This is a genomic window from Streptomyces sp. NPDC001093 (assembly GCF_040298985.1).
GTDB lineage: Bacteria > Actinomycetota > Actinomycetes > Streptomycetales > Streptomycetaceae > Streptomyces.
Window position 1 is genome coordinate 27,222 of record NZ_JBEPBF010000075.1, and the last position, 20,842, is coordinate 48,063.

At 71.4% G+C, this 20,842-nt stretch carries 23 protein-coding genes and 1 tRNA gene; 5 read left to right on the forward strand and 19 right to left on the reverse strand.

Annotated elements, in window-relative coordinates:
* The first annotated feature begins 64 nt into the window (after positions 1-64).
* Entirely contained in the window at positions 65-934 is an 870-nt protein-coding gene (locus ABT288_RS30440; RefSeq protein ID WP_351614394.1) for a COG4705 family protein, read from the forward strand.
* 41 nt (positions 935-975) lie between these two features.
* On the opposite strand, the gene ABT288_RS30445 is transcribed toward ABT288_RS30440, so the two are convergent.
* From ABT288_RS30445 to tsaB, 5 genes are all read right to left on the reverse strand, one after another.
* Positions 976-1,048, reverse strand: a tRNA-Gly gene (locus tag ABT288_RS30445).
* Positions 1,049-1,134: 86 nt separating this feature from the next.
* The gene (locus tag ABT288_RS30450) at positions 1,135-1,392 is read right to left on the reverse strand and encodes a hypothetical protein (protein ID WP_351614397.1); all 258 of its coding nucleotides are present in this window, start codon (positions 1,390-1,392) and stop codon (positions 1,135-1,137) included.
* Positions 1,389-2,477: a tRNA (adenosine(37)-N6)-threonylcarbamoyltransferase complex transferase subunit TsaD gene (gene tsaD, locus ABT288_RS30455; RefSeq protein WP_351614400.1), complete on the reverse strand. Its 1,089-nt coding sequence runs from the start codon at positions 2,475-2,477 to the stop codon at positions 1,389-1,391. Before tsaD ends, ABT288_RS30450 begins: the two co-directional genes overlap by 4 nt.
* Complete coding sequence (rimI, locus tag ABT288_RS30460) at positions 2,470-2,964, reverse strand: ribosomal protein S18-alanine N-acetyltransferase (RefSeq protein ID WP_351614446.1); 495 nt, start codon at positions 2,962-2,964, stop codon at positions 2,470-2,472. Before rimI ends, tsaD begins: the two co-directional genes overlap by 8 nt.
* Positions 2,965-2,981: 17 nt before the next feature.
* Positions 2,982-3,638, reverse strand: coding sequence for a tRNA (adenosine(37)-N6)-threonylcarbamoyltransferase complex dimerization subunit type 1 TsaB (gene tsaB / locus ABT288_RS30465; protein WP_351614401.1), 657 nt, complete (start codon positions 3,636-3,638; stop codon positions 2,982-2,984).
* Between the two features lie 156 nt (positions 3,639-3,794).
* Between tsaB and ABT288_RS30470 the strand changes: the two genes are divergently transcribed.
* Positions 3,795-4,337 (forward strand): hypothetical protein, encoded by a 543-nt coding sequence (locus tag ABT288_RS30470; RefSeq protein WP_351614404.1) that lies wholly within the window; start codon positions 3,795-3,797, stop codon positions 4,335-4,337.
* A 290-nt stretch (positions 4,338-4,627) separates the two neighbouring features.
* On the opposite strand, the gene tsaE is transcribed toward ABT288_RS30470, so the two are convergent.
* The 6 genes from tsaE to ABT288_RS30500 form a co-directional block, all read right to left on the reverse strand.
* The gene (gene tsaE / locus ABT288_RS30475; protein WP_351614407.1) at positions 4,628-5,140 is read right to left on the reverse strand and encodes a tRNA (adenosine(37)-N6)-threonylcarbamoyltransferase complex ATPase subunit type 1 TsaE; all 513 of its coding nucleotides are present in this window, start codon (positions 5,138-5,140) and stop codon (positions 4,628-4,630) included.
* A complete protein-coding gene (locus tag ABT288_RS30480; protein WP_351614409.1) occupies positions 5,106-6,362 on the reverse strand; it encodes an alpha/beta fold hydrolase in 1,257 nt (418 codons plus the stop codon). Before ABT288_RS30480 ends, tsaE begins: the two co-directional genes overlap by 35 nt.
* A 208-nt stretch (positions 6,363-6,570) precedes the next feature.
* The gene (gene alr, locus ABT288_RS30485; protein WP_351614411.1) at positions 6,571-7,734 is read right to left on the reverse strand and encodes an alanine racemase; all 1,164 of its coding nucleotides are present in this window, start codon (positions 7,732-7,734) and stop codon (positions 6,571-6,573) included.
* A 54-nt stretch (positions 7,735-7,788) separates the two neighbouring features.
* Positions 7,789-8,709, reverse strand: coding sequence for a L,D-transpeptidase family protein (locus ABT288_RS30490; RefSeq protein WP_351614414.1), 921 nt, complete (start codon positions 8,707-8,709; stop codon positions 7,789-7,791).
* A 185-nt stretch (positions 8,710-8,894) separates the two neighbouring features.
* The gene (locus ABT288_RS30495; RefSeq protein WP_351614417.1) at positions 8,895-10,328 is read right to left on the reverse strand and encodes an NAD(P)H-hydrate dehydratase; all 1,434 of its coding nucleotides are present in this window, start codon (positions 10,326-10,328) and stop codon (positions 8,895-8,897) included.
* Between the two features lie 46 nt (positions 10,329-10,374).
* The gene (locus tag ABT288_RS30500) at positions 10,375-10,746 is read right to left on the reverse strand and encodes a holo-ACP synthase (protein ID WP_351614420.1); all 372 of its coding nucleotides are present in this window, start codon (positions 10,744-10,746) and stop codon (positions 10,375-10,377) included.
* A 92-nt stretch (positions 10,747-10,838) separates the two neighbouring features.
* On the opposite strand from ABT288_RS30500, the gene ABT288_RS30505 reads away from it, so the two are divergent.
* Entirely contained in the window at positions 10,839-11,618 is a 780-nt protein-coding gene (locus tag ABT288_RS30505; RefSeq protein ID WP_351614422.1) for an SDR family NAD(P)-dependent oxidoreductase, read from the forward strand.
* A gap of 48 nt (positions 11,619-11,666) precedes the next feature.
* On the opposite strand, the gene glmS is transcribed toward ABT288_RS30505, so the two are convergent.
* A complete protein-coding gene (gene glmS / locus ABT288_RS30510) occupies positions 11,667-13,514 on the reverse strand; it encodes a glutamine--fructose-6-phosphate transaminase (isomerizing) (RefSeq protein WP_351614425.1) in 1,848 nt (615 codons plus the stop codon).
* Positions 13,515-13,798: 284 nt separating this feature from the next.
* On the opposite strand from glmS, the gene coaA reads away from it, so the two are divergent.
* On the forward strand, positions 13,799-14,767 hold the full coding sequence (gene coaA, locus ABT288_RS30515; RefSeq protein ID WP_450859811.1) for a type I pantothenate kinase: 969 nt from the start codon (positions 13,799-13,801) through the stop codon (positions 14,765-14,767).
* A 10-nt stretch (positions 14,768-14,777) separates the two neighbouring features.
* On the opposite strand, the gene ABT288_RS30520 is transcribed toward coaA, so the two are convergent.
* The 4 genes from ABT288_RS30520 to rplM form a co-directional block, all read right to left on the reverse strand.
* Positions 14,778-15,296: a hypothetical protein gene (locus tag ABT288_RS30520; RefSeq protein ID WP_351614431.1), complete on the reverse strand. Its 519-nt coding sequence runs from the start codon at positions 15,294-15,296 to the stop codon at positions 14,778-14,780.
* Between the two features lie 197 nt (positions 15,297-15,493).
* A complete protein-coding gene (glmM, locus tag ABT288_RS30525) occupies positions 15,494-16,852 on the reverse strand; it encodes a phosphoglucosamine mutase (protein WP_351614434.1) in 1,359 nt (452 codons plus the stop codon).
* Positions 16,853-16,990: 138 nt separating this feature from the next.
* Entirely contained in the window at positions 16,991-17,503 is a 513-nt protein-coding gene (gene rpsI, locus ABT288_RS30530; RefSeq protein WP_351614436.1) for a 30S ribosomal protein S9, read from the reverse strand.
* 42 nt (positions 17,504-17,545) lie between these two features.
* Positions 17,546-17,989, reverse strand: a complete 444-nt coding sequence (rplM, locus tag ABT288_RS30535) for a 50S ribosomal protein L13 (RefSeq protein ID WP_189978663.1) — start codon at positions 17,987-17,989, stop codon at positions 17,546-17,548.
* A gap of 257 nt (positions 17,990-18,246) precedes the next feature.
* On the opposite strand from rplM, the gene ABT288_RS30540 reads away from it, so the two are divergent.
* Complete coding sequence (locus ABT288_RS30540) at positions 18,247-19,125, forward strand: hypothetical protein (RefSeq protein WP_351614439.1); 879 nt, start codon at positions 18,247-18,249, stop codon at positions 19,123-19,125.
* A gap of 1 nt (position 19,126) precedes the next feature.
* Here the strand turns inward: ABT288_RS30540 and truA are convergent, their stop codons facing one another.
* The 3 genes from truA to ABT288_RS30555 form a co-directional block, all read right to left on the reverse strand.
* Positions 19,127-19,981 carry a tRNA pseudouridine(38-40) synthase TruA gene (truA, locus tag ABT288_RS30545; protein WP_351614441.1) on the reverse strand — a complete coding sequence of 285 codons (855 nt, stop codon included), beginning with the start codon at positions 19,979-19,981 and terminating at the stop codon, positions 19,127-19,129.
* Between the two features lie 72 nt (positions 19,982-20,053).
* Positions 20,054-20,545, reverse strand: a complete 492-nt coding sequence (gene rplQ / locus ABT288_RS30550; RefSeq protein ID WP_351614443.1) for a 50S ribosomal protein L17 — start codon at positions 20,543-20,545, stop codon at positions 20,054-20,056.
* An 85-nt stretch (positions 20,546-20,630) separates the two neighbouring features.
* Positions 20,631-20,842 (reverse strand): DNA-directed RNA polymerase subunit alpha C-terminal domain-containing protein (locus tag ABT288_RS30555; protein WP_351256086.1); only part of this gene is annotated, 212 nt, incomplete at its 5' end.

Genomic DNA, 20,842 nt, shown 5'->3' on the forward strand with positions numbered 1-20,842 from the left:
TCAGGTTGCCCCTGACAGGGTCGTTGATCACCTGACACCCCCCACAGGAGCAACCTTGACGTCCGTGACGACCACGAAATCCGTCATGAAGAAACTGCCCGAGGTCACCCTCGCGTTCTGGATCATGAAGATCGCGGCGACGACCCTGGGCGAGACCGCGGGCGACCTGTTCGCGCAGACCCTCAAACTCGGCTATTTCCTCACCACCATCGCCCTGTTCCTGGTCTTCGTGGTGACGCTGGTGGTCCAGCTGCGCTCCGCGCACTACAACCCGTTCTTCTACTGGACCGTGATCCTGTCGACCTCCATGGCCGGCACCACCATGTCCGACTTCATGAACCGGGACGCCAGCGAGAAGTACCTCGCGAACGGCGCGACACGCCTCGGCTGGGGCCCGCAGGGGCTCGGCCTCGGCTACCCGGAGGGCGCCGCGATCCTGATCTCGATCCTGCTGCTGATCTTCCTCGGCTGGAAGCTGAGCGGGATGACCTTCCAGATCACCGAGATCGTCACCTTCCGGGGCGAGGCCCTGTTCTGGTCGGCGATCCTCGTCTCCAACACCCTCGGCACCTCGATGGGCGACTTCCTGTCCGACAGCTCGGGCCTGGGCTATCTGGGCGGCGCGTCCCTGGTGACCGGCCTCCTCCTGGTCCTCGTCGCCCTGATGAAGGTCCCGGCGGTGCCGAACGTCCTGCTCTTCTGGATCACGTTCGTGCTGACCCGCCCGCTGGGCGCCACGGCCGGCGACTTCCTGACCAAGCCGGTCGCCAAGGGCGGCCTGGACCTGGGGACGGCCGGTTCCTCGGCGGTGCTGCTCGCGGTGCTGTTCGGGCTGATGGGATACGCGCAGGTGAAGGAACGGCGGGCCGCGGCCCACGCTTTCGGCGGCCCCGAGGCGGCGGCGGTCCAGCCCGAGGAGGCCGGGCGCCGGTAACGCGAAACCCCGCCCGCGGATCACCGGGGGCGGGGTTTTCATGGAGCGCCGGGCAGGCCTTGCACCTGCATCTCCCCGCAGGAAGCGGGGCGTCTTTCCTTGGACCACCAACGCACTGCGATCTGGCCGGTTTTCCGTTTCCGGTTTCCTGCCGTTCGCTGTGTGATGATCATAGCGCAGGCCGGGGGGTTCTTGGCAACTCAGCCGTCGGCCACCGACTCGAACCGCCAGCGGTGCACCGGACGCGTCACCACCTCTTCCGCAGGCTCCGGCAGTTCGGGGATCCCGGCGTCGAACGGCGCGTCCCACCAGGTGATGACCAGGACGCGGTCCTGCGGCGCGCGCAAGGTCTCGCGGCGCAACGGCTCCGGGTCCAGCGGCTGTTCCCGCACCCAGGCCAGCAGTTCCTCGCCCCGGCCCTCGACGGCCCGGGCCTCCCACATCAGCGCCACGGTCACGAGTACAGGTTCTCCTTGCTGACCTCGTGCACATGGTCGTGGTCGCCGGGGACGTGCGGGTCCGTGACCGGCAGGGAGGAGTCGGCCGACAGGTCCCAGCCGGAGGCGGACCGGTTGCGGGCGACCATCTCGGCGCCGAGCGCGGCCACCATCGCGCCGTTGTCCGTGCACAGCTTGGGGCGCGGGACGCGGAGGCGGATGCCGGCCGCCTCGCAGCGCTCCTGGGCGAGCGCGCGCAGCCGGGAGTTGGCCGCGACGCCGCCGCCGATCATCAGGTGGTCGACGCCCTCGTCCTTGCAGGCGCGGACGGCCTTGCGGGTCAGGACGTCCACGACGGCCTCCTGGAAGGAGGCGGCCACATCGCGGACCGGGACCTCCTCGCCGGCCGCGCGCCTGGCCTCGATCCAGCGTGCCACGGCCGTCTTCAGGCCGGAGAAGGAGAAGTCGTAGGCCGGGTCGCGGGGGCCGGTCAGGCCGCGTGGGAAGGCGATCGCCTCCGGGTCGCCCTCGCGCGCGTACCGGTCGATGACCGGGCCGCCCGGGAAGCCCAGGTTCAGCACCCGGGCGATCTTGTCGAAGGCCTCGCCGGCCGCGTCGTCGATGGTCGAGCCCATCGGCCGGACGTCGGAGGTGATGTCCTCCGACAGCAGCAGGGACGAGTGGCCGCCGGAGACCAGCAGGGCCATCGTCGGCTCGGGCAGCGGGCCGTGCTCCAGCTGGTCGACGCAGATGTGCGAGGCGAGGTGGTTGACGCCGTACAGGGGCTTGCCGAGGGCGTAGGCATACGCCTTGGCCGCCGAGACGCCGACGAGCAGGGCGCCCGCGAGACCGGGGCCGGCGGTCACGGCGATGCCGTCGAGGTCCCTGGCGCTCACCCCCGCCTGCTGCAGCGCGCGGTCGATGGTCGGGACCATCGCCTCCAGGTGGGCCCGGGACGCCACCTCCGGTACGACACCGCCGAAGCGGGCGTGTTCGTCCACGCTGGAGGCGACGGCGTCCGCCAGCAGGGTGGTGCCGCGGACGATGCCGACGCCGGTCTCGTCGCACGAGGTCTCGATGCCGAGGACGAGAGGTTCGTCAGCCATTGATCTCGGTTCCTTGTACTGAAGAAGGGTCGGTCAGGCGCATGACCAGGGCGTCCACATTGCCCGGCTGGTAGTAGCCGCGTCTGAAGCCGATGGGTTCGAAGCCGTAGCGCTCGTAGAGCTTCTGGGCGCGGACGTTGTCGACCCGGCATTCGAGCATGACCTCGGCGCACTCGAAGGCGGTGGCCGCCCTCAGCAGCTCGGTCAGCAGCTGCCCGCCGAGGCCGGTGCCCTGCAGGCCGCGGGCCACGGCGATGGTCTGGATGTCGCCGACCGCGGCGGAGCCGCTGTCGGGTGCAGTGCCGGAGGCGGCGAGCCCGGCGTATCCGACGATCCGGCCGGCCTCCTCCGCCACGACGTACCGCCGGGTCGCCTCGGGACCCCGCGCGTGTGCCAGCTCGGACCAGAACATGCCCCGGGACCAGGCGTCCTCGGGGAACAGGTCCTTCTCCAGCTCCAGGACCGGGTCGATGTCCCACCAGCGCATCTCGCGCAGTCGTACGGTCACTTCGGGGTGACCACCTTGTAGTTCTTGGGCACCTGCGCGTCCGGGCGGCGCAGGTACAGCGGCCGGGGTGCGGGCAGTTCCTCGCCGGCGGCCAGCTTCTCCGCGGCGAGCGAGGCGAGGGCGGCGGCGGAGACGTGCTCGGGCTCGTGGGCGCTCGGGAACGTGTCCGGGTAGAGCAGCGCGCCCGCGCCCACCGAGGGCAGACCCGCGACCTGCCCGGCGATGTCGGCCGGCCGGTCGACAGCCGGGTCGGTCAGCCGGGTGCGGGAGTCGGCGTACGTCGCCCAGTAGACCTCCTTGCGCCGGGCGTCGGTCGCCACGACGAAGGGGCCCTTCTCGATGTCGGCGGCGTAGGCGAGGCCGTCCAGCGTGCACACGCCGTGGACGGGGACGCCGAGCGCCAGACCGAAGGTGTCGGCGGTCATGAGGCCGACGCGCAGGCCGGTGTAGGGGCCGGGGCCGATGCCGACGACGATGCCGGTGACGGCGTCCAGTCCGAGCCCGGCCTCGGCGAGCACACGGTCCACGGCCGGCAGCAGCAGCTCTCCGTGCCGGCGCGCGTCCACCTGACTCGACGAGGCGATGACGTCCGTGCCGTCGTGCAGCGCGACGGTGACGGCGGGTGTTGCGGTATCCAGAGCGAGCAAGAGCACGCGAACAGCCTACGGCGCCCGCGCCGCGTGCATGGCCGTCCGGGGCGGACGGTCACTGACTGCTACGGTCTGTACGAAGTACGACATATCGCATGAGACACAGCGCACGAGTACACAGCGCACGAGGCAGGGCGCACGAGGCAGAGGTGGGCGCACGTGGCAGGGACCAGCTCGGCGATCGTGGCCGGCCTCACCGCGGCGGCCCTCGGAGCCGTCGGCTTCCTCGCCTTCCAGGCCCGGGCGAACGTACCGGCGAGCCTGAGCGGCAGGCCCGGCCCGAACGCGGCCGCGGTGACCGCCACGGCACACCGGCACAGCCCGACCGCAGTGCCGGGCGGGTCCGGTACGGGTGAACGGGTCGTGTACTCGGTGGACGACGACCGGGTCTGGCTGGTCGACACCGGGAACCGGCTGGAGCGCAGCTTCAAGGTCGACCCTGGCACGGTCGACCCTCCGCCGGGCATGTACTGGGTCACGTCCCGGTCGAGCGCGACCACCGGCACGGACGGGGTTCCCGTCGAGCATGTGGTCCGGTTCACCAGCGTGGACGGGATCGCGATCGGGTTCAGCGCGGCGGTCGCTCCGCGGACGGCTGCCGGTCCGAAGGTGCGGACCGGGGGGATTCGGGAGAGCCGGGCCGACGGGGATGCGATGTGGATGTTCGCGACGATCGGGGTGCGGGTGGTGGTCGTGCGTTAAGCCGCCGCTCGTGGGTCCCGCGAGGTGTCCTCGGGCGTGTGCGGCGCCTCTTTGGGACGCGGGCGCTCCTCAGGGGCCCGGGGTGGACGGGAGACCGCCTTCGCCGCCTCGCATGACGCCAAGAGGTCGCGCATGGACACGGCGGTGGAACCGGACTCGGTCATGGGACGCCTCCTGACGTGCGGGGGCGGGCGTAGTTAGGTACGCCTAACTACGGGCTGGACACCATGTGACCACGCCCGGTACGTTCCGCGCAACATGTTGCCGACGGCCTGTCGGAATCCTGGCGCTCAGGCTGCGAGCGTCTCCAGGCCCGCGTCCGCCCAGCGCTCCCCCAGCCCCGTGACGGTGACGTGCCGTACCTCGTCCGTGGTGTCGCCGACGGAGCGGTGGATGACGACCTGGAGCCGGTCCTCGGTCAGCTCCTCGACCTTGCCCTCGCCCCACTCCACGACGATCACCGAGTCGGGCAGCGAGACGTCGAGGTCGAGGTCCTCCATCTCGTCCAGGCCGCCGCCGAGCCGGTAGGCGTCCACGTGGACCAGGGGCGGGCCGTCGCCGAGGGAGGGGTGAACCCGGGCGATCACGAAGGTCGGGGAGGTGACCGCGCCGCGCACGCCGAGCCCCTCGCCGAGCCCGCGGGTCAGCGTGGTCTTGCCCGCGCCGAGCTCACCGCTGAGCATCACCAGGTCACCCGCGCGCAGCAGCTTGGCCAGCCTGCGGCCCAGTTCCCGCATCTGCTCGGGCGCGGTGATCGTGAGCCGGGTCTCAGCGGGGTTCTGCGGTGCTGCTGGTGCTTCCATAGCCCATAACCGTAGCTCCTGCGGGTACCGCACCCGCCCGGGTGAGCAGGTCGGCGAGGCGGTCGGTGACCACTTCCGGGTGTTCCAGCATCACCAGGTGCCCGGCGTCCGGGACGAGGACCAGCTCGGCCTCGGGCAGCAGGTCGGCTATGGCCTCGCTGTGCTCGCTGGGCGTGACCAGGTCCTGGACACCGGCCAGGACCAGCACGGGCATGTCCCGGAAACAGGCGAGGGCCTCGGTCTTGTCGTGGTCGGTGAAGGCCGGGTAGAACTCGGCGACCACGTCGATCGGCGTGGACTCGATCATCCGCTCCGCGAACCGTTCGACGGCCGGGTCGACGTCCCGCCCCGCGAACGAGTAGCGCTTGATGATCCCGGCGAACAGGTCGGCGGTGGCCCGGCGCCCCTTCTCCACCAGCTCGGCCTGCTGCCCGAGCGCCTTCAGCACTCCGGGCAGGATCCGGCGCACGGCGTTGACGCCGGCGAGCGGCAGCCCGAAGTTGACCTCGCCGAGCCGCCCGGACGAGGTACCGACGAGGGCGGTGGCGACGACCCGCTCCGCGATCAGCTCGGGGAAGTGGGCGGCGAGCGCCATGATCGTCATGCCGCCCATCGAGTGGCCGACCAGCACGACCGGGCCCTCCGGTGCGGCGGCGTCGAGGACGGCCTTCAGATCGCGGCCGAGCTGGTCGATGGTGACCGGCACCCGGTCCCGGGTCTGGGCCACGCCCCGCCCGGAGCGGCCGTGGCTGCGCTGGTCCCAGTGCACGGTGCGCACGACCCCGCGCAGGGCCGCGCGCTGGAAGTGCCAGGAGTCCTGGCTGAGGCAGTAGCCGTGGCAGAAGACGACGGTGACCGGGGCGGGGGCCTTACGGCCGAACAGCCGGCGCCGGCGCGGGGAGACGTTCGGGCCCGGGTCGGGCTCGACCTCGTCGACCTCGTAGTACAGCTCGGTGCCGTCGTCGGCGATCGCCTTGCCGGGGGTGCCGCGCAGGGTGCCGTAGGGGCCCGCGGAGTCCAGCGCGAGCCGGGCCTTCCTGCGCATCCCGCGCCCCACTGTCATCCGCTCTATGGCGACGCCGGCCGCTGCACCCGCGGCGATCACCCCTATCGCGGCACCGGCGATGCCGGTCGCTTTGCGCCAGCTGCCGACCGCCCCCGCGGCGGAGGCGGCCGCCGAGGCGACGACGTCCGCCACGGCCTCGGCACTGCTCTCGCTCACGTACCGCTCCTCTTCGCCGTACTGCAGTTCGCTGGGTTGGTGCGACGATGGTGCCTGTGCTCCGGCGGTAACAGGTATGACCGGAGTTACACGTGATCCCGGTCGCGCGCCCCCAACGGGTTACCCGGGTCCTTCCCCGTTCGCATGGACACGGTCACATGAACGCGTCACACGGACGCGTCACATGGGCGCCGCCGCTCGGACGCCGTCACACGGACCCGTTCACATAGACGCGCGGAACCCGGGTTCCGATGCGCGTGACGATTTCGTATGCAATCGTGCCGCAGGCCTGCGCCCAGTCCTCGGCGGTGGGCTCACCGCGATCACCGGGCCCGAACAGCACGGCCTCGCTGCCCACCGCGGGCTCGTCGCCGCCGAGGTCCACCACGAACTGGTCCATGGCCACCCGGCCGGCGACCGTGCGCCACTTGCCGTCGACCAGCACCGGACCGGTGCCGGAGGCGTGCCGGGGGATGCCGTCCGCGTAGCCCACCGGCACCAGGCCGAGCGTGGTCTCGCCGGGCGTGACGTAGTGGTGGCCGTAGCTGATGCCGTGCCCGCCGGGTACGTGCTTGACCAGGGCCAGCGAGGCGCTGAGCGTCATCACCGGGCGCAGCCCGAAGTCGGCCGGGGTGCCCAGCTCCGGGCTGGGTGAGATGCCGTACAGGGCGATACCCGCGCGGACCAGGTCGAAGTGGGTCTCGGGCAGGGTGAGGGTGGCGGGCGAGTTGGCGATGTGCCGCACCTCGGGGCGCACCCCCTGCTGCTCGGCGTACGCCAGCATCTCCCGGAAGCGGCCGAGCTGGGCGGCGATGGAGGGATGGCCGGGCTCGTCGGCGCAGGCGAAGTGCGACCACAGCCCGGTGACCTTCACCAGCCCCTCGGCCTCGGCGCGCAGGGACTCGGCGACCAGCTCGGCCCAGTCCGCCCCGGGCTGGCAGCCGTTGCGGCCGAGCCCGGTGTCGGCCTTGAGCTGCACGCGCGCGTGCCGCCCGGCCTCCCTGGCCGCCGCGACGACCTCGCGCAGCGCCCACATACCGCTCACCGACACGTCGATGCCGGCCTCGATCGCCTGCCGCCAGGGGCCGCCCGGCACCCACAGCCAGCACAGGAGGGGATCCTGCAGTCCGGCCGCGCGCAGCGCGAGGGCCTCCTCGGGCGTGGCCGTGCCGAGCCAGGTCGCGCCCGCTGCCAGGGCCTCGCGGGCGCAGGCCGCCGCCCCGTGGCCGTAGCCGTCGGACTTGACCACGGCCATCAGGGCCGCGCCCGGCGTCCGGGCACGCAGGGCGCGCACATTGGCCCGCAGGGCGCCCAGATCGATCTCGGCACGGGCGCGCAGGGGGGCGGTCGGCACAGTCGCAGTCTCACTCATCGCGCCCCCAGTCTCTCAGAGGGCCGTCAGGGCCCCGGTCGCAGTCTCGGGAACTCAGGTACCCGGCCGCTTCCCCCATACGTAGACGTGGTCGCCCTTCTTCAGAACGTCCCACAGTCTGGCGGCGTCGCCGAGTGTCAGGTTGACGCAGCCGTAGGAGCCGACGGTGGTGTAGATGCTGCCGTAGACGGCGTGGAAGGCCTCGCCGCCGTCGAAGAACTGGGCGTACGGCATGGGCTGGTCGTACAGGGTCGACCAGTGGTTCTTGTGCCGCCAGTAGATGGTGTGCCAGCCCTTGCGCGTGAGATGCCCCGTGCGCCCGCTGCGCATGGGCACGGGCCCGAACTCCACCTCGGAGCCCTTCTGGACCCAGGTGAGCTGACGGTCCAGATCGACACAGGCGACCTTGTACGACCGGACGGGGCACTTCCTGGCGGCGTTCGGGTTCTTCCTCGCCGAGACGAGCATCATGGTCGACCAGGTGACGGGCCCGGCGAAGCCGATGGCGGGCTTGATCTTGTACTTGAGCTGGAAGGCGCGGACGGCCTTGCAGTCGGCGGCGGACTGCTTCCCGTCGACCTTCAGCTTCAGCCACTTCTCCACCTGCCGCTGATAGGGCCCGGCCTGCTTGCTGCACGTCGCCTTGCCGACGGCGTCGGCGAGCGGCACGTACTCGATGAGGTCGTACGTCCCCGGCGCCGCGGGCTCGGGTTCCACGGCGTCCTCCTGGGCGCTGGGCGTGTACACCTTCGGCGGCAACGCCTGGTCGGGCGTGTCGATCTGCCAGGGCCGGCCCGGCCCGGGGGCGACACCGGGGACCAGCTCGGGGGCGGGGGCAGGGGCGGGGGGCACGGGAGCGCCGGCCGCGGGGGCGCCGGCCGCCGAGGAGGCCATGGCGGTGCCGGCCGCCGGGAGAGCCGTCGCGGTGGCGAGCAGCACCGCGACGCCTCTGGACGCGATTCGTCTGCTGATCATGCGATCAGCCAAGCGTGGGGCTCCGCCGGATCAGCGGTGCCGCGCGGGAGGGTCACCCCGGGGGGTGGACCTGGGTACGCCGGTGGTCGTCAGGGTGCGGCTGCGCGGGTGGGGGCGGCGGCTTCGAGGCGGCCCCGCCGCTGCGGGCAGTCGTGCCGCACCGCAGCACCGGTCCCCCCTGTCGGCTACAGCGCGCGCACGTCCCTCCAGGCCTCCGGAATCTGTTCGGCCACGTCATGCGCCCCCGCCGGCGCCCCGTTCGCCGCGAACCTCCCCGCCAGGCCGTGCAGATACGCCGCCGCGCTCCCCGCGTCCAGCGCGGACAGGCCCGCCGCCAGCAGCGACCCGGCGAGGCCCGACAACACGTCACCGCTGCCCGCCGTGGCCAGCCAGGAGGTCCCCGTGGCGTTCACCCGCACGGCCCCGCCCCCGGCGTCGGCGACCAGGGTCGTGGAGCCCTTCAACAGCACCGTCGCCCGGTACGCCGCCGCCAGCTCCCGTACCGCGGCCAGCCGGCCCCCCTCGACCTCCTCGCGCCGTACCCCGAGCAGCGCGGCCGCCTCCCCGGCATGGGGCGTCATCAGGGTCGGTGCCGTACGCCCGCGCACCGCGTCCCGGTCGGCCAGCCGCAGCCCGTCCGCGTCGAGCAGCACCGGCACGTCCGCCCGGAGCACCTCGGCGACGCTCGCCGCGTCCTCCCCGGCGCCCGGCCCGACCACCCACGCCTGTACCCGCCCCGCCTTCGCCGGCCCCTGGTCGGACACCAGCGTCTCCGGGAAGCGGGCGATGACCGCCTCCCCCGCGGGCCCGACGTACCGCACGGCCCCCGCCCCGCCCCGCAGCGCCCCGGAGACGGCGAGCACGGCGGCGCCGGGATAGCGCGCGGACCCGGCGGCGATGCCGACGACCCCGCGCCGGTACTTGTCGCTCTCCGCGGCGGGCACCGGCAACAGCCGTGCCACATCGGCGTGTTGCAGGGCGTGGAGCTCGGGCCCGGCGGGCAGGTCGAGACCGATGTCGACGAGTCGCACCACCCCGGCGTACTCCCGCGCCGGATCGATCAGCAGGCCCGGCTTGTACGTTCCGAAGGTCACCGTCAGATCGGCCCGGATCGCCGCCCCCCGCACCTCCCCGGTGTCCGCCTCGACCCCGCTGGGCAGGTCCACGGCCACCACGGCGGCCCGGGACCGCCCGGCGGCCAGGGCCAGGGCCTCGGCCTCGGGCCGCAGCCCGCCCTTGCCGCCGATCCCGACGATCCCGTCCACGACGAGGTCGGCCCGCTCGATCAGCCCGCCGGCGGAATCGGCCGCGGCGACCGCGCCCCCCGCCCGCCGCAGCGCGGCGAGTCCGCCCGCGTGCGCCCGCTCGGGCGTCAGGAGTACGGCCGTGACCCCGGCCCCGCGCCGGGCCAGCCGCGCCCCGGCGTACAGCGCGTCCCCGCCGTTGTCGCCGCTGCCGACGAGCAGCACCACCCGGCTGCCGTACACCCGTCCGAGCAACTCGGCGCAGGCGGCGGCCAGCCCCGCGGCGGCCCGCTGCATCAGCGCACCCTCCGGCAGCCGCGCCATCAGGGCCCGTTCGGCCGCCCTCACCGTCTCCACGCTGTACGCACTACGCATGGCACCGAGTCTGCCCCGGAACCACCACCGCCCACACCCGGGGGGCTCAGCCCTCGGCCACCACCACGGCCGAGGCGACGCCCGCGTCATGACTGAGCGACACATGCCAGGACCGCACACCCAGCTCCGCGGCCCGCGCGGCCACGGTGCCCGTCACCCGCAGCCGGGGCTGCCCGCTGTCCTCGACGTACACCTCGACATCGGTCCAGTGCAGCCCGGGCGGTGCCCCCAGCGCCTTCGCCAGCGCCTCCTTGGCGGCGAACCGGGCCGCGAGCGAGGCGACCCCGCGCCGTTCCCCGCTGGGCAGCAGCAGTTCCCGCGCCACGAACAGCCGGTCGGCCAGCCCGGGCGTCCGCTCCAGGGACGCGCGGAACCGGTCGATCTCGGCGACGTCGATCCCCACTCCGATGATGCTCATGCCGGGCAGCCTACGGTCGCGGACCCGGCCGCACCCGCCCACCTGCCGAAACCCGACTGCCGGTCAGGGCCCGTGCCGTCTACGCTCCGTCCATGACATCCCAGGCCTATCTCTCCGAACTCTTCTCGCTGGACGGCCGTGTCGCCGTGGTGACCGGCGGCAGCTCCGGCATCGGCCGGGCCATCGCCGGGGCGCTGGCGCGGGCCGGCGCGAGCGTGGTGGTCGTGGCCCGCACCAAGGAGCAACTGGAGGAGACCGTCGGCGAGTTGACGGCCGAGGGCGGCCGGGCCGGCTGGGTCGCGGCCGACCTGGGCACCCGCGACGGTGCGCGCGCGGCCGCCGAGGAGGCCGCCGGTGTCTTCGGCGAGCCGGACATCCTCGTCAACTCCGCCGGGATCAACCTGCGGCCGCCGATGGGCGAACTGGGCGAGGACGTGTGGGACACCACCATGGCCGTGAACCTTCAGGCGCCCTTCCTGCTGGGGCAGCGGTTCGGGCCCGGCATGGCGGAGCGCGGCTTCGGCCGGATCATCCACCTCACCTCCCAGCAGGCCCACCGCGCCTTCGTGCAGAGCGGGGCGTACGGCGTCTCCAAGGGCGCGCTGGAGTCGCTGGCCCGCTCGCAGGCCGAGGCCTGGTCGCCGTACGGCGTCACCGTCAACACCCTGGTGCCGGGGTTCGTGATGACGCCGCTCAACCGGCGGCTGTCGTCCGACCCGGAGAAGGTGGCCGCCCTGGCCGCCCGCACGATGACCGGCCGCAACGGACTGGCCGAGGACTTCGAGGGCGCGGCCGTCTTCCTCGCGAGCCGCGCCTCCGCCTATGTCACCGGCCAGTCGATCTTCGTGGACGGCGGCTTCTCGGTGCACTGAGCCCGCGCCCGAAACGGGCACCCGGCAGACGAGTGGCCGCACCCGCCCCTACTCGACCGTGACCGACTTGGCCAGGTTGCGCGGCTGATCCACCTCGTTCCCCCGGGCGGTGGCCAACTCGCACGCGAAGACCTGGAGCGGCACCGTCGCCACCAGCGGCTGCAGCAGGGTCGGGGTGGCCGGGACGCGGATCAGGTGGTCGGCGTACGGGACCACCGCCTCGTCGCCCTCCTCCGCGATCACGATCGTGCGCGCCCCACGGGCCCGGATCTCCTGGATGTTGGAGACGATCTTGTCGTGCAGGACCGAGCGGCCGCGCGGCGACGGGACGACGACCACGACCGGCACGTCCTCCTCGATCAGCGCGATCGGGCCGTGCTTCAGCTCGCCCGCGGCGAAGCCCTCCGCGTGCATGTAGGCGAGTTCCTTGAGCTTCAGGGCGCCTTCGAGGGCGACCGGGTAGCCCACGTGCCGGCCCAGGAACAGCACCGTGTTCTTCGACGCCAGGCTCCGGGCCAGCTCACGCACCGGCTCCATCGTCTCCAGGACCTGCTCGACCTCCACCGAGATGCGGGACAGGTCCTTGATCACGGCCTGGATCTCGTCGCCCCACTTGGTGCCGCGCACCTGGCCCAGGTACAGCGCCACCAGGTAGCAGGCCACCAGCTGGGTCAGGAACGCCTTGGTGGAGGCCACGGCGACCTCCGGTCCGGCGTGCGTGTAGAGCACCGCGTCCGACTCGCGCGGGATCGTCGAGCCGTTGGTGTTGCAGATCGCCAGCACCTTGGAGCCCTGCTCGCGGGCGTGGCGCAGTGCCATCAGGGTGTCCATGGTCTCGCCGGACTGGGAGATGGCGATGACCAGGGAGCGGCCGTCCAGGATCGGGTCCCGGTAGCGGAACTCGCTGGCCAGCTCCACCTCGCACGGGATGCGCGTCCAGTGCTCGATGGCGTACTTGGCGATCAGGCCGGCGTGGAAGGCCGTACCGCACGCGACGATGACGACCTTGTCGATCTCCCGCAGCTCGGAGGGCGAGATGCGGACCTCGTCCAGCGTCAGCGAACCCGACGGGTCGATGCGGCCCAGCAGCGTGTCGGCGACCGCCTTGGGCTGCTCGGCGATCTCCTTGAGCATGAAATAGTCATAACCCCCCTTTTCCGCGGCGGAGGCGTCCCAGTCCACGTGGTAGCTGCGGACCTCGGCCGGGCGGCCGTCGAAGCCCGTCACCGTCACGCGGTCGCGGCGCAGCTCCACCACCTGGTCCTGGCCCAGCTCGATCGCCGAGCGCGTGTGGGCGATGAACGCGGCGACGTCCGAGGCCAGGAACGCCTCACCCTCTCCAACGCCCACCACCAGCGGCGAGTTCCGCCGCGCGCCGACGACCACGTCCGGCTCGTCGGCGTGCACCGCGACCAGCGTGAACGCGCCCTCCAGCCGCCGGCACACCAGCCGCATGGCCTCCGCGAGGTCCGCGCCGGCGGAGAACTCCTCGGCCAGCAGGTGGGCGACGACCTCGGTGTCCGTCTCGGAGGTCAGTTCGTGGCCGCGCTCGGCGAGTTCGGCCCGCAGGACGGCGAAGTTCTCGATGATGCCGTTGTGGACGACGGCGACCCGGCCCGCGTTGTCGAGATGCGGGTGGGCGTTGGCGTCCGTGGGGCCGCCGTGCGTGGCCCAGCGGGTGTGGCCGATGGCCGTCGGGCCCGTCGGCAGCGGCCGTTCGGCCAGCGCCTTCTCCAGGTTGACCAGTTTCCCGGCCTTCTTCGCCGCGGCCAGCCCGCCGTCGGCCAGCACGGCGACACCCGCCGAGTCGTAACCCCGGTACTCCAGCCGCTTCAGCCCGGCCATCACGACCTCGAGCGCCGACTGTGATCCTACGTATCCAACGATTCCGCACATGAGTCGCAGCCTACGACCCGCGAACGGCCCGAACTGGCCTCCGCCTGCCCGAAATCGGAAATTCCCACCGCCGTACGAGGGCCGTTTCGTGGTCGAACGGTCCGGTGCGGGGACGGCGCCGCGACGTTCCACGGGCACGCCTCGGAAACACGTCGCCCGGCCGTCAGGGACATCACCGGGAGACCTGGGCCACCGCTTCCCCCTCACTGGAGGCGTGACGGAGCCCACCCGCCGTCGTGTTCAAACTCCGTTAACAATGGACTGTGATCTCACCGGTCTCCTCGATGCCCCGGAGCGCCCACCGGCACAGGCCGGAGGCGACTCCCTACGTCGACCTCACCCGCGCCGAGTGGAGCGCGCTGCGCGACAAGACGCCGCTGCCGCTCACCGCCGAGGAGGTGGAGAAGCTGCGCGGTCTGGGCGACGTGATCGACCTGGACGAGGTGCGGGACATCTACCTCCCGCTGTCCCGGCTCCTCAACCTCTACGTCGGCGCCACGGACGGCCTCAGAAGCGCGCTGAACACCTTCCTCGGCGAGCAGGGCTCCCAGTCCGGCACCCCGTTCGTCATAGGCGTCGCCGGCTCGGTGGCCGTAGGGAAGTCCACCGTCGCCCGCCTGCTGCAGGCGCTGCTCTCCCGCTGGCCCGAGCACCCAAGGGTGGAGCTGGTGACCACGGACGGCTTCCTGCTGCCCACCAAGGAGCTCCAGGCGCGCGGCCTGATGTCGCGGAAAGGTTTCCCCGAGTCCTACGACCGCCGGGCCCTGACCCGTTTCGTCGCCGACATCAAGGCGGGCAAGGCCGAGGTCACGGCCCCCGTCTACTCCCACCTCATCTACGACATCGTCCCGGACCAGAAGCTCACGGTCCGCCGCCCCGACATCCTGATCGTCGAGGGCCTGAACGTGTTGCAGCCCGCCCTGCCCGGCCAGGACGGCCGCACCCGGGTCGGTCTCGCCGACTACTTCGACTTCAGCGTGTACGTCGACGCCAGTGCCGAGGACATCGAGCGCTGGTACCTCAGCCGCTTCAGGAAGCTGCGCCAGACCGCCTTCCAGGACCCGGACTCCTACTTCCGCAAGTACACCCAGGTCTCCGAGGACGAGGCCCTGGACTACGCCCGCACCCTGTGGCGGACGATCAACAAGCCCAACCTGGTCGAGAACATCGCCCCCACCCGCGGCCGGGCCACCCTTGTGGTCCGCAAGGGACCGGACCACAAGGTCCAGCGGCTGAGACTGCGCAAGCTCTAGACAGGGGCCTCTAGAACACTCTTTCGCAGTTGACGACGGTGTCGCCGGGGTCGCGGAACACCGTGTCGGTGCCACCGCCGCAGTTCACGACGTCACCGCCGGCGTTGTCCTGCACACCGATCGTGTCGTTGCCGCCGTTGGTGGTCACCATGTCGACGCCCGTACCGGCGTCGACGGTGGAGTTGACCGGAGCCATGGAACCGTCGAAGGTGTCGTTCCCGTCGCCCAGTTGGACCGCGATGCTGGTGACAACGCCGCAGTCGGCGCTGTTGGGGTCGTTGGGCACTCGGGTGCACCCTGGACCGACCGCGATGCCCGTGGTGTCGGTGAAGATCAGATGGTGGGTGATGGGGTCGACTCTGGCCGTGACGTGGTTCGCCACGCCGGAGCGGGCCTGGAGCAAAGCCATGCCGAAGAGCCGGAACGCCGTGGAGCCCGGTGTCTGGGCGGCGGCCGGGGTGGCGGCCGAGGTGACGACCAGTCCCGCCACCAGGGCCGGACCGACCGCTCGCTTCAAGGTACTGCTCACGATCTTCATGCTGGGTTTTCTCACTTCCGTCGAGGGGGGCGCGTCACACGGGACGGCCTCGACGGAAGGGATACCGACAGCGATCGATCACGCATCCTTTATTAGGTTCATAGAGTGACTCGCGTCGCGCGAAAGGACGCACACGTGTGGGACGTCCGGGGCAGGAAGCACTCCCGCCCCGGCCGCATCCCGCTGGACTAACCCAGAGCCGACTTCACCGCGTCGGCCAGCCGGCCGGCCACCGACCGCGCCTGGTCGATGTCCGCCGCCTCGACCATCACCCGCACCAACGGCTCGGTGCCGGACGGCCGGAGCAGCACCCGTCCCGTCTCCCCCAGCTCCCGCTCCGCCTCGCTGACGGCGGCCGCGAGTTCGGCCGAGGTCCTGACCCGGGACCTGTCCACGTCCGGCACGTTGATGAGCACCTGCGGCAGCCGCTCCATCACCGACGCCAGCTCGCGCAGGCTGCGGCCGGTCTCGGCGACCCGCGCCGCCAGCAGCAGCCCGGTCAGCGTGCCGTCACCGGTGGTCGCGTGGTCGAGGACGATGACGTGCCCGGACTGCTCGCCGCCGAGGGCGAACCCGTGCTCCTTCATCTCCTCCAGCACATACCGGTCGCCGACGGCGGTCTGCACCAGGCGGATCCCGGCCTTCTCCATCGCCAGCTTGAAGCCCAGGTTGGACATCACGGTGGCGACGACGGTGTCGGCCCGCAGCGCGGAGTGCTCCCGCATGGCGAGCGCCAGCACGGCGAGGATCTGGTCGCCGTCGACCTCCTCGCCGGTGTGGTCCACGGCCAGGCACCGGTCGGCGTCGCCGTCGTGCGCGATGCCGAAGTCGGCGCCGTGCTCGACCACCGCGGCCTTGAGCAGGCCCAAGTGGGTCGAGCCGCAGCCGTCGTTGATGTTCAGACCGTCCGGCGCGGCGCCGATCGTGACGACCTCGGCGCCGGCCCGCGCGAACGCCTCCGGCGAGACCCCCGAGGCCGCGCCGTGCGCTTCGTCCAGGACGATCTTCAGTCCGTCGAGCCGGTTCGGGAGGACGGACAGCAGGTGGCCGACGTACTGCTCGAAGCCCTCGGCGTACGACCGCACGCGGCCCACGCCCGCACCCGTCGGCCGCTCCCACGGCTCGCCGTGCCGGTGGGAGTCGTACACCGCCTCGATCCGGTCCTCCAGCTCGTCGGCGAGTTTGTGGCCGCCGCGGGCGAAGAACTTGATGCCGTTGTCCGGCATCGCGTTGTGGCTGGCGGAGAGCATCACGCCCAGGTCGGCGCCGAGCGCGCCGGTCAGATACGCCACCGCGGGCGTCGGCAGCACACCGACGCACAGCACGTCCACGCCGGCGCTCGCGAGGCCGGCGACCACGGCCGCCTCCAGGAACTCCCCGGACGCCCGCGGGTCCCGACCGACCACCGCCGTCGGCCTGTGGCCCTCGAAACTGCCCGCCTCGGCGAGCACGTGGGCCGCCGCAACGGACAGGCCGAGCGCCATCTCGGCCGTCAGGTCCGCGTTGGCGACGCCGCGCACGCCGTCCGTGCCGAAGAGTCGTCCCACTTGTCCTCCATCCGATCGCACAAGCCTTTGAGCACCTGAGCGTCTTGTGTCGTTATACGCCCTCGACTGGGATAAACGAACGCCCCGACGGCACATGTGGCGTGCCGCCGGGGCGTTCGGAGTACGAGCAGGCGACGCTTAGCGCTTGCTGTACTGCGGAGCCTTGCGGGCCTTCTTCAGACCGGCCTTCTTCCGCTCGACCGCGCGGTCGTCGCGGCGCAGGAAGCCGGCCTTCTTCAGCGGGCCGCGGTTGTTGTCGACGTCGGCCTCGTTCAGGGCACGGGCGACACCGAGACGGAGGGCACCGGCCTGGCCGGAGACACCGCCACCGGCGATGCGGGCGATGACGTCGTAGCGGCCGTCGAGCTCGAGCACCTTGAAGGGCTCGTTGACTTCCTGCTGGTGCACCTTGTTCGGGAAGTAGTCCTCGAGGGTGCGACCGTTGATCTTCCACTTGCCGGTGCCCGGAACGATCCGGACGCGGGCGATGGCGTTCTTGCGGCGGCCCAGGCCGGCGGCCGGCTGGGGCTCGCCGAAGCGGGAGGCCAGGGACTCCGAGGTGTACTCGCCCTCGACGGGGACCTCGGACTCGGTGGTGTAGCTCTCGATGTCGATCTCTTCGATCGGCTGCTCGGCAGTGGTCTCGGCCACGATTCTCCTCAGATTCTCTTCAGTCTTAGGGGGTGGCCGGACTTACTGCGCGACCTGGGTGATCTCGAACGGCACCGGCTGCTGGGCAGCGTGCGGGTGCTGGTCGCCCGAGTAGACCTTCAGCTTCGTGAGCATCTGACGGCCCAGGGTGTTCTTGGGGAGCATGCCCTTGACGGCCTTCTCGATGGCCTTCTCGGGGTTCTTGGCGAGCAGCTCGTCGTAACGGACGGAGCGCAGACCACCCGGGTAGCCGGAGTGGCGGTACGCCATCTTCTGGGTCCGCTTGTTGCCGGAGAGGTGCACCTTGTCCGCGTTGATGATGATGACGAAGTCACCAGCGTCGACGTGGGGCGCGTAGATCGGCTTGTGCTTGCCCCGGAGAAGGGTCGCTGCAGTGGTGGCGAGACGGCCCAGGACAACGTCCTGAGCGTCGATGACGTGCCACTGGCGCGTCACATCGCCGGGCTTGGGGCTGTACGTACGCACGGTTCGTAGCCTTCGCTTCGAGTGAATGGTCCTGAACAGGTCACCGAAACGATCACGACAGCCTGGACCGCACGGCGGCGACGCATACCGCGTACATGGGGTCGCTGGTCATCGGCCCGGTGGACCGGTGTAAGGGCCCGTCCCGTGAGAATGAGCAAGCCAATACACAACGAACAAGCAGAATACCGGGGTCGTCGGCGAGGGTCAAAACGAGCGATCAGCGTGCCGAGCCGCGCCCCCCGTCTAAGATGCGCCCCATGAGTTACGGGCAGGGGGGACCCCAGTCTCAGTGGGATCCCTGGAAACCGCATTCCCAGCAGCAGTCCTGGAACAGCGGCGGTGACGACGGAACCCCGGACTGGGCAGCGCTCGCCGAGGCATCGGAGAGCCGCAACAAGCGCCGCAAGCTGCTCTTCGTCGGCGCCGGCGCGGTCGCCACGGTCGCCGTCGGCACGGCCGTCGCCATGGCCGTCGTCTCCGCGAACAGCGGCAACGACGCCCACGGCACGCCCACGAACCTGCCCGTGAGCGGTTCCGTGCCCAGCGGCTCGGCCACGCCGTCCTTCGCGCCCACCAGCGCCCCGCCGCCGCTGGACCCCAAGGACTTCATATCCAGCGCCAAGAAGGACACCGCCCCGCTCAGCGCCGACACGCTCTTCCCGGGCACCCAGCTGACCATGGGCACCACCGTGTACAAGAAGGGCGCCACGGCCGACACCACGAACTGCGCCTCGGCCGCCGGCGGCAACCTGCCGAAGATCCTCACCGCGGGCGGCTGCACCCGCCTGATCCGCGCGACCTACACCAGCGGAGGCGTCGCGATCACCGTCGGCGTCGCCGTCTTCGACGACCAGGCGCAGGCCACGAAGGTCAGGAAACAGGCCACCAAGAAGGCCGTGGTGCGCTCCCTGCCCGGCAAGGGCGTCAAGGACTTCTGCAACGCCGCGATCTGCCTGACGACCACGAATGCCGTCGGCCGCTACGCCTACTTCACCACCGGCGGCTTCCTCAACGGCAAGAACGTCACCAACAAGGACACCCAGGTCTTCTCCGTCGGCAACGACCTGCAGCAGTTCATCTTCAACCAGATCTACCGCCGCGGCCAGGCCCAGGCGTCCGCGGCGGCGAACCGGTAGCTCAGCAGCACCCCGCCGACGGAAGCGACCGCTTGTTCCGCGCCTCCTTGTTGCGCGCGGCCAGCAGCTCGTCGGCGGGGTAGCCGACCTCCTCCAGGGTCAGCCCGTGCGGCCGTACGACGTGTACGGCGGAGTCCCGCACCCCCGCGGCCAGCACCTTTCCGGGCCACTCCGGCCCGCGGTGCCCGTCCCCGACGAACAGCAGCGCGCCGATCAGCGAGCGCACCATGTTGTGACAGAACGCGTCGGCGCGCACGGTGGCCGTGACGATCCCGTCGGACCCGCGCACGAGGCTGAGCTCCTGAAGGGTCCGAATGGTCGTGGCCCCTTCCCTCTTCTTGCAGTACGCGGCGAAGTCGTGCTCGCCGAGCAGCGCCCGCGCGGCCTCGTTCATGGCGTCCACGTCGAGGGGCCAGTCGTGCCACAGGACGTGGTTGCGCAGCAGGGGGTCCACTCCCCCGGGGTTGTCCGTCACCCGGTAGGCATAGCGCCGCCAGACGGCCGAGAAACGGGCGTTGAAGCCGCTGGGAGCCTCCCTGAGCGCCCAGACCCGCACGTCCTTCGGCAGCCGCCCGGCGAGCCGCTTGAGCAGCTTCTCGTGGTGCTCCCGCCAGACGCCCTCGGGCAGATCGACGTGTGCCACCTGCCCGCGCGCGTGCACGCCCGCGTCGGTCCGGCCGGCCACGGTCAGGTCGTACGTCTCCCTCGACCGTGTCACCGTACGCAGGGCGTCCTCGATCTCACCCTGCACGGTCCGCCTGCCGCCGGCCTGCTTGGCCCAGCCGTGGAAGCCGGTGCCGTCGTAGGACAGGTCGAGGCGGATACGGACGAACCCGGGCTGTACTTCTTCGCTCACGTGGAAATCCTCTCAGGGACGCGAAAGCGGGCCCGCCCCGAAGGGCGGACCCGCTTCACGTCAGGCAGAGACTCAGGCCTCCGACTCCTCGGCAGCGGCCTCCTCGGCCGGCGCCTCGGTGGTCTCCGCAGCCTTGGCCTCGTCGGCCTCCTTGACCGCACGCTTGGTGGCGGCCTCGGCCTCACCCACGGCCTTCTGCTGCACCGTCAGCGCCTCGACCAGCTCGATGACGGCCATGGGCGCGTTGTCGCCACGGCGGTTACCGATCTTGGTGATGCGGGTGTAGCCACCCGGACGGTTCTCGTAACGCGGGCCGATCTCGGTGAAGAGCGTGTGGACGACGCTCTTGTCCGTGATGACCTGGAGCACCTGACGGCGGTTGTGAAGGTCGCCCTTCTTCGCCTTGGTGATCAGACGCTCGGCGTACGGGCGCAGGCGGCGGGCCTTCGCCTCGGTGGTGGTGATACGGCCGTGCTCGAAGAGGCTCTTCGCCAGGTTCGCGAGGAGCAGCTTCTCGTGCGCGGCGCTGCCGCCCAGACGGGCACCCTTGGTGGGCTTCGGCATTGTTCTTCTCCTGTGTGTCTGCCCCGGCCGTATCAGGTACCGGGGTCAGGAACCCGATGAGCGGATGCTCACCGGCTGCGACCGATCAGTACTGCTCGGTCTCCACGAAACCCGCGTCCGCGTCGTCGTCGGCGCCGAAGGCGTCCGCAGCGGCCGTGGGGTCGAATCCGGGCGGGCTGTCCTTCAGGGCCAGGCCCATGCCGGCCAGCTTCGCCTTGACCTCGTCGATCGACTTCGCACCGAAGTTGCGGATGTCGAGGAGGTCGGCCTCGGAACGCGCGACGAGCTCACCCACGG

Bases quoted from the DNA above. Each gene is read 5' to 3' on its own strand.
- tsaD (WP_351614400.1), bottom strand. From the start codon at position 2,477: ATGGCTGACGAACCTCTCGTCCTCGGCATCGAGACCTCGTGCGACGAG.
- rimI (WP_351614446.1), bottom strand. From the start codon at position 2,964: ATGCGCTGGTGGGACATCGACCCGGTCCTGGAGCTGGAGAAGGACCTG.
- tsaE (WP_351614407.1), bottom strand. From the start codon at position 5,140: ATGGAAGCACCAGCAGCACCGCAGAACCCCGCTGAGACCCGGCTCACG.
- alr (WP_351614411.1), bottom strand. From the start codon at position 7,734: ATGAGTGAGACTGCGACTGTGCCGACCGCCCCCCTGCGCGCCCGTGCC.
- ABT288_RS30490 (WP_351614414.1), bottom strand. From the start codon at position 8,709: ATGATCAGCAGACGAATCGCGTCCAGAGGCGTCGCGGTGCTGCTCGCC.
- ABT288_RS30495 (WP_351614417.1), bottom strand. From the start codon at position 10,328: ATGCGTAGTGCGTACAGCGTGGAGACGGTGAGGGCGGCCGAACGGGCC.
- ABT288_RS30500 (WP_351614420.1), bottom strand. From the start codon at position 10,746: ATGAGCATCATCGGAGTGGGGATCGACGTCGCCGAGATCGACCGGTTC.
- ABT288_RS30505 (WP_351614422.1), top strand. From the start codon at position 10,839: ATGACATCCCAGGCCTATCTCTCCGAACTCTTCTCGCTGGACGGCCGT.
- glmS (WP_351614425.1), bottom strand. From the start codon at position 13,514: ATGTGCGGAATCGTTGGATACGTAGGATCACAGTCGGCGCTCGAGGTC.
- coaA (WP_450859811.1), top strand. From the start codon at position 13,799: ATGCCCCGGAGCGCCCACCGGCACAGGCCGGAGGCGACTCCCTACGTC.
- ABT288_RS30540 (WP_351614439.1), top strand. From the start codon at position 18,247: ATGAGTTACGGGCAGGGGGGACCCCAGTCTCAGTGGGATCCCTGGAAA.
- rplQ (WP_351614443.1), bottom strand. From the start codon at position 20,545: ATGCCGAAGCCCACCAAGGGTGCCCGTCTGGGCGGCAGCGCCGCGCAC.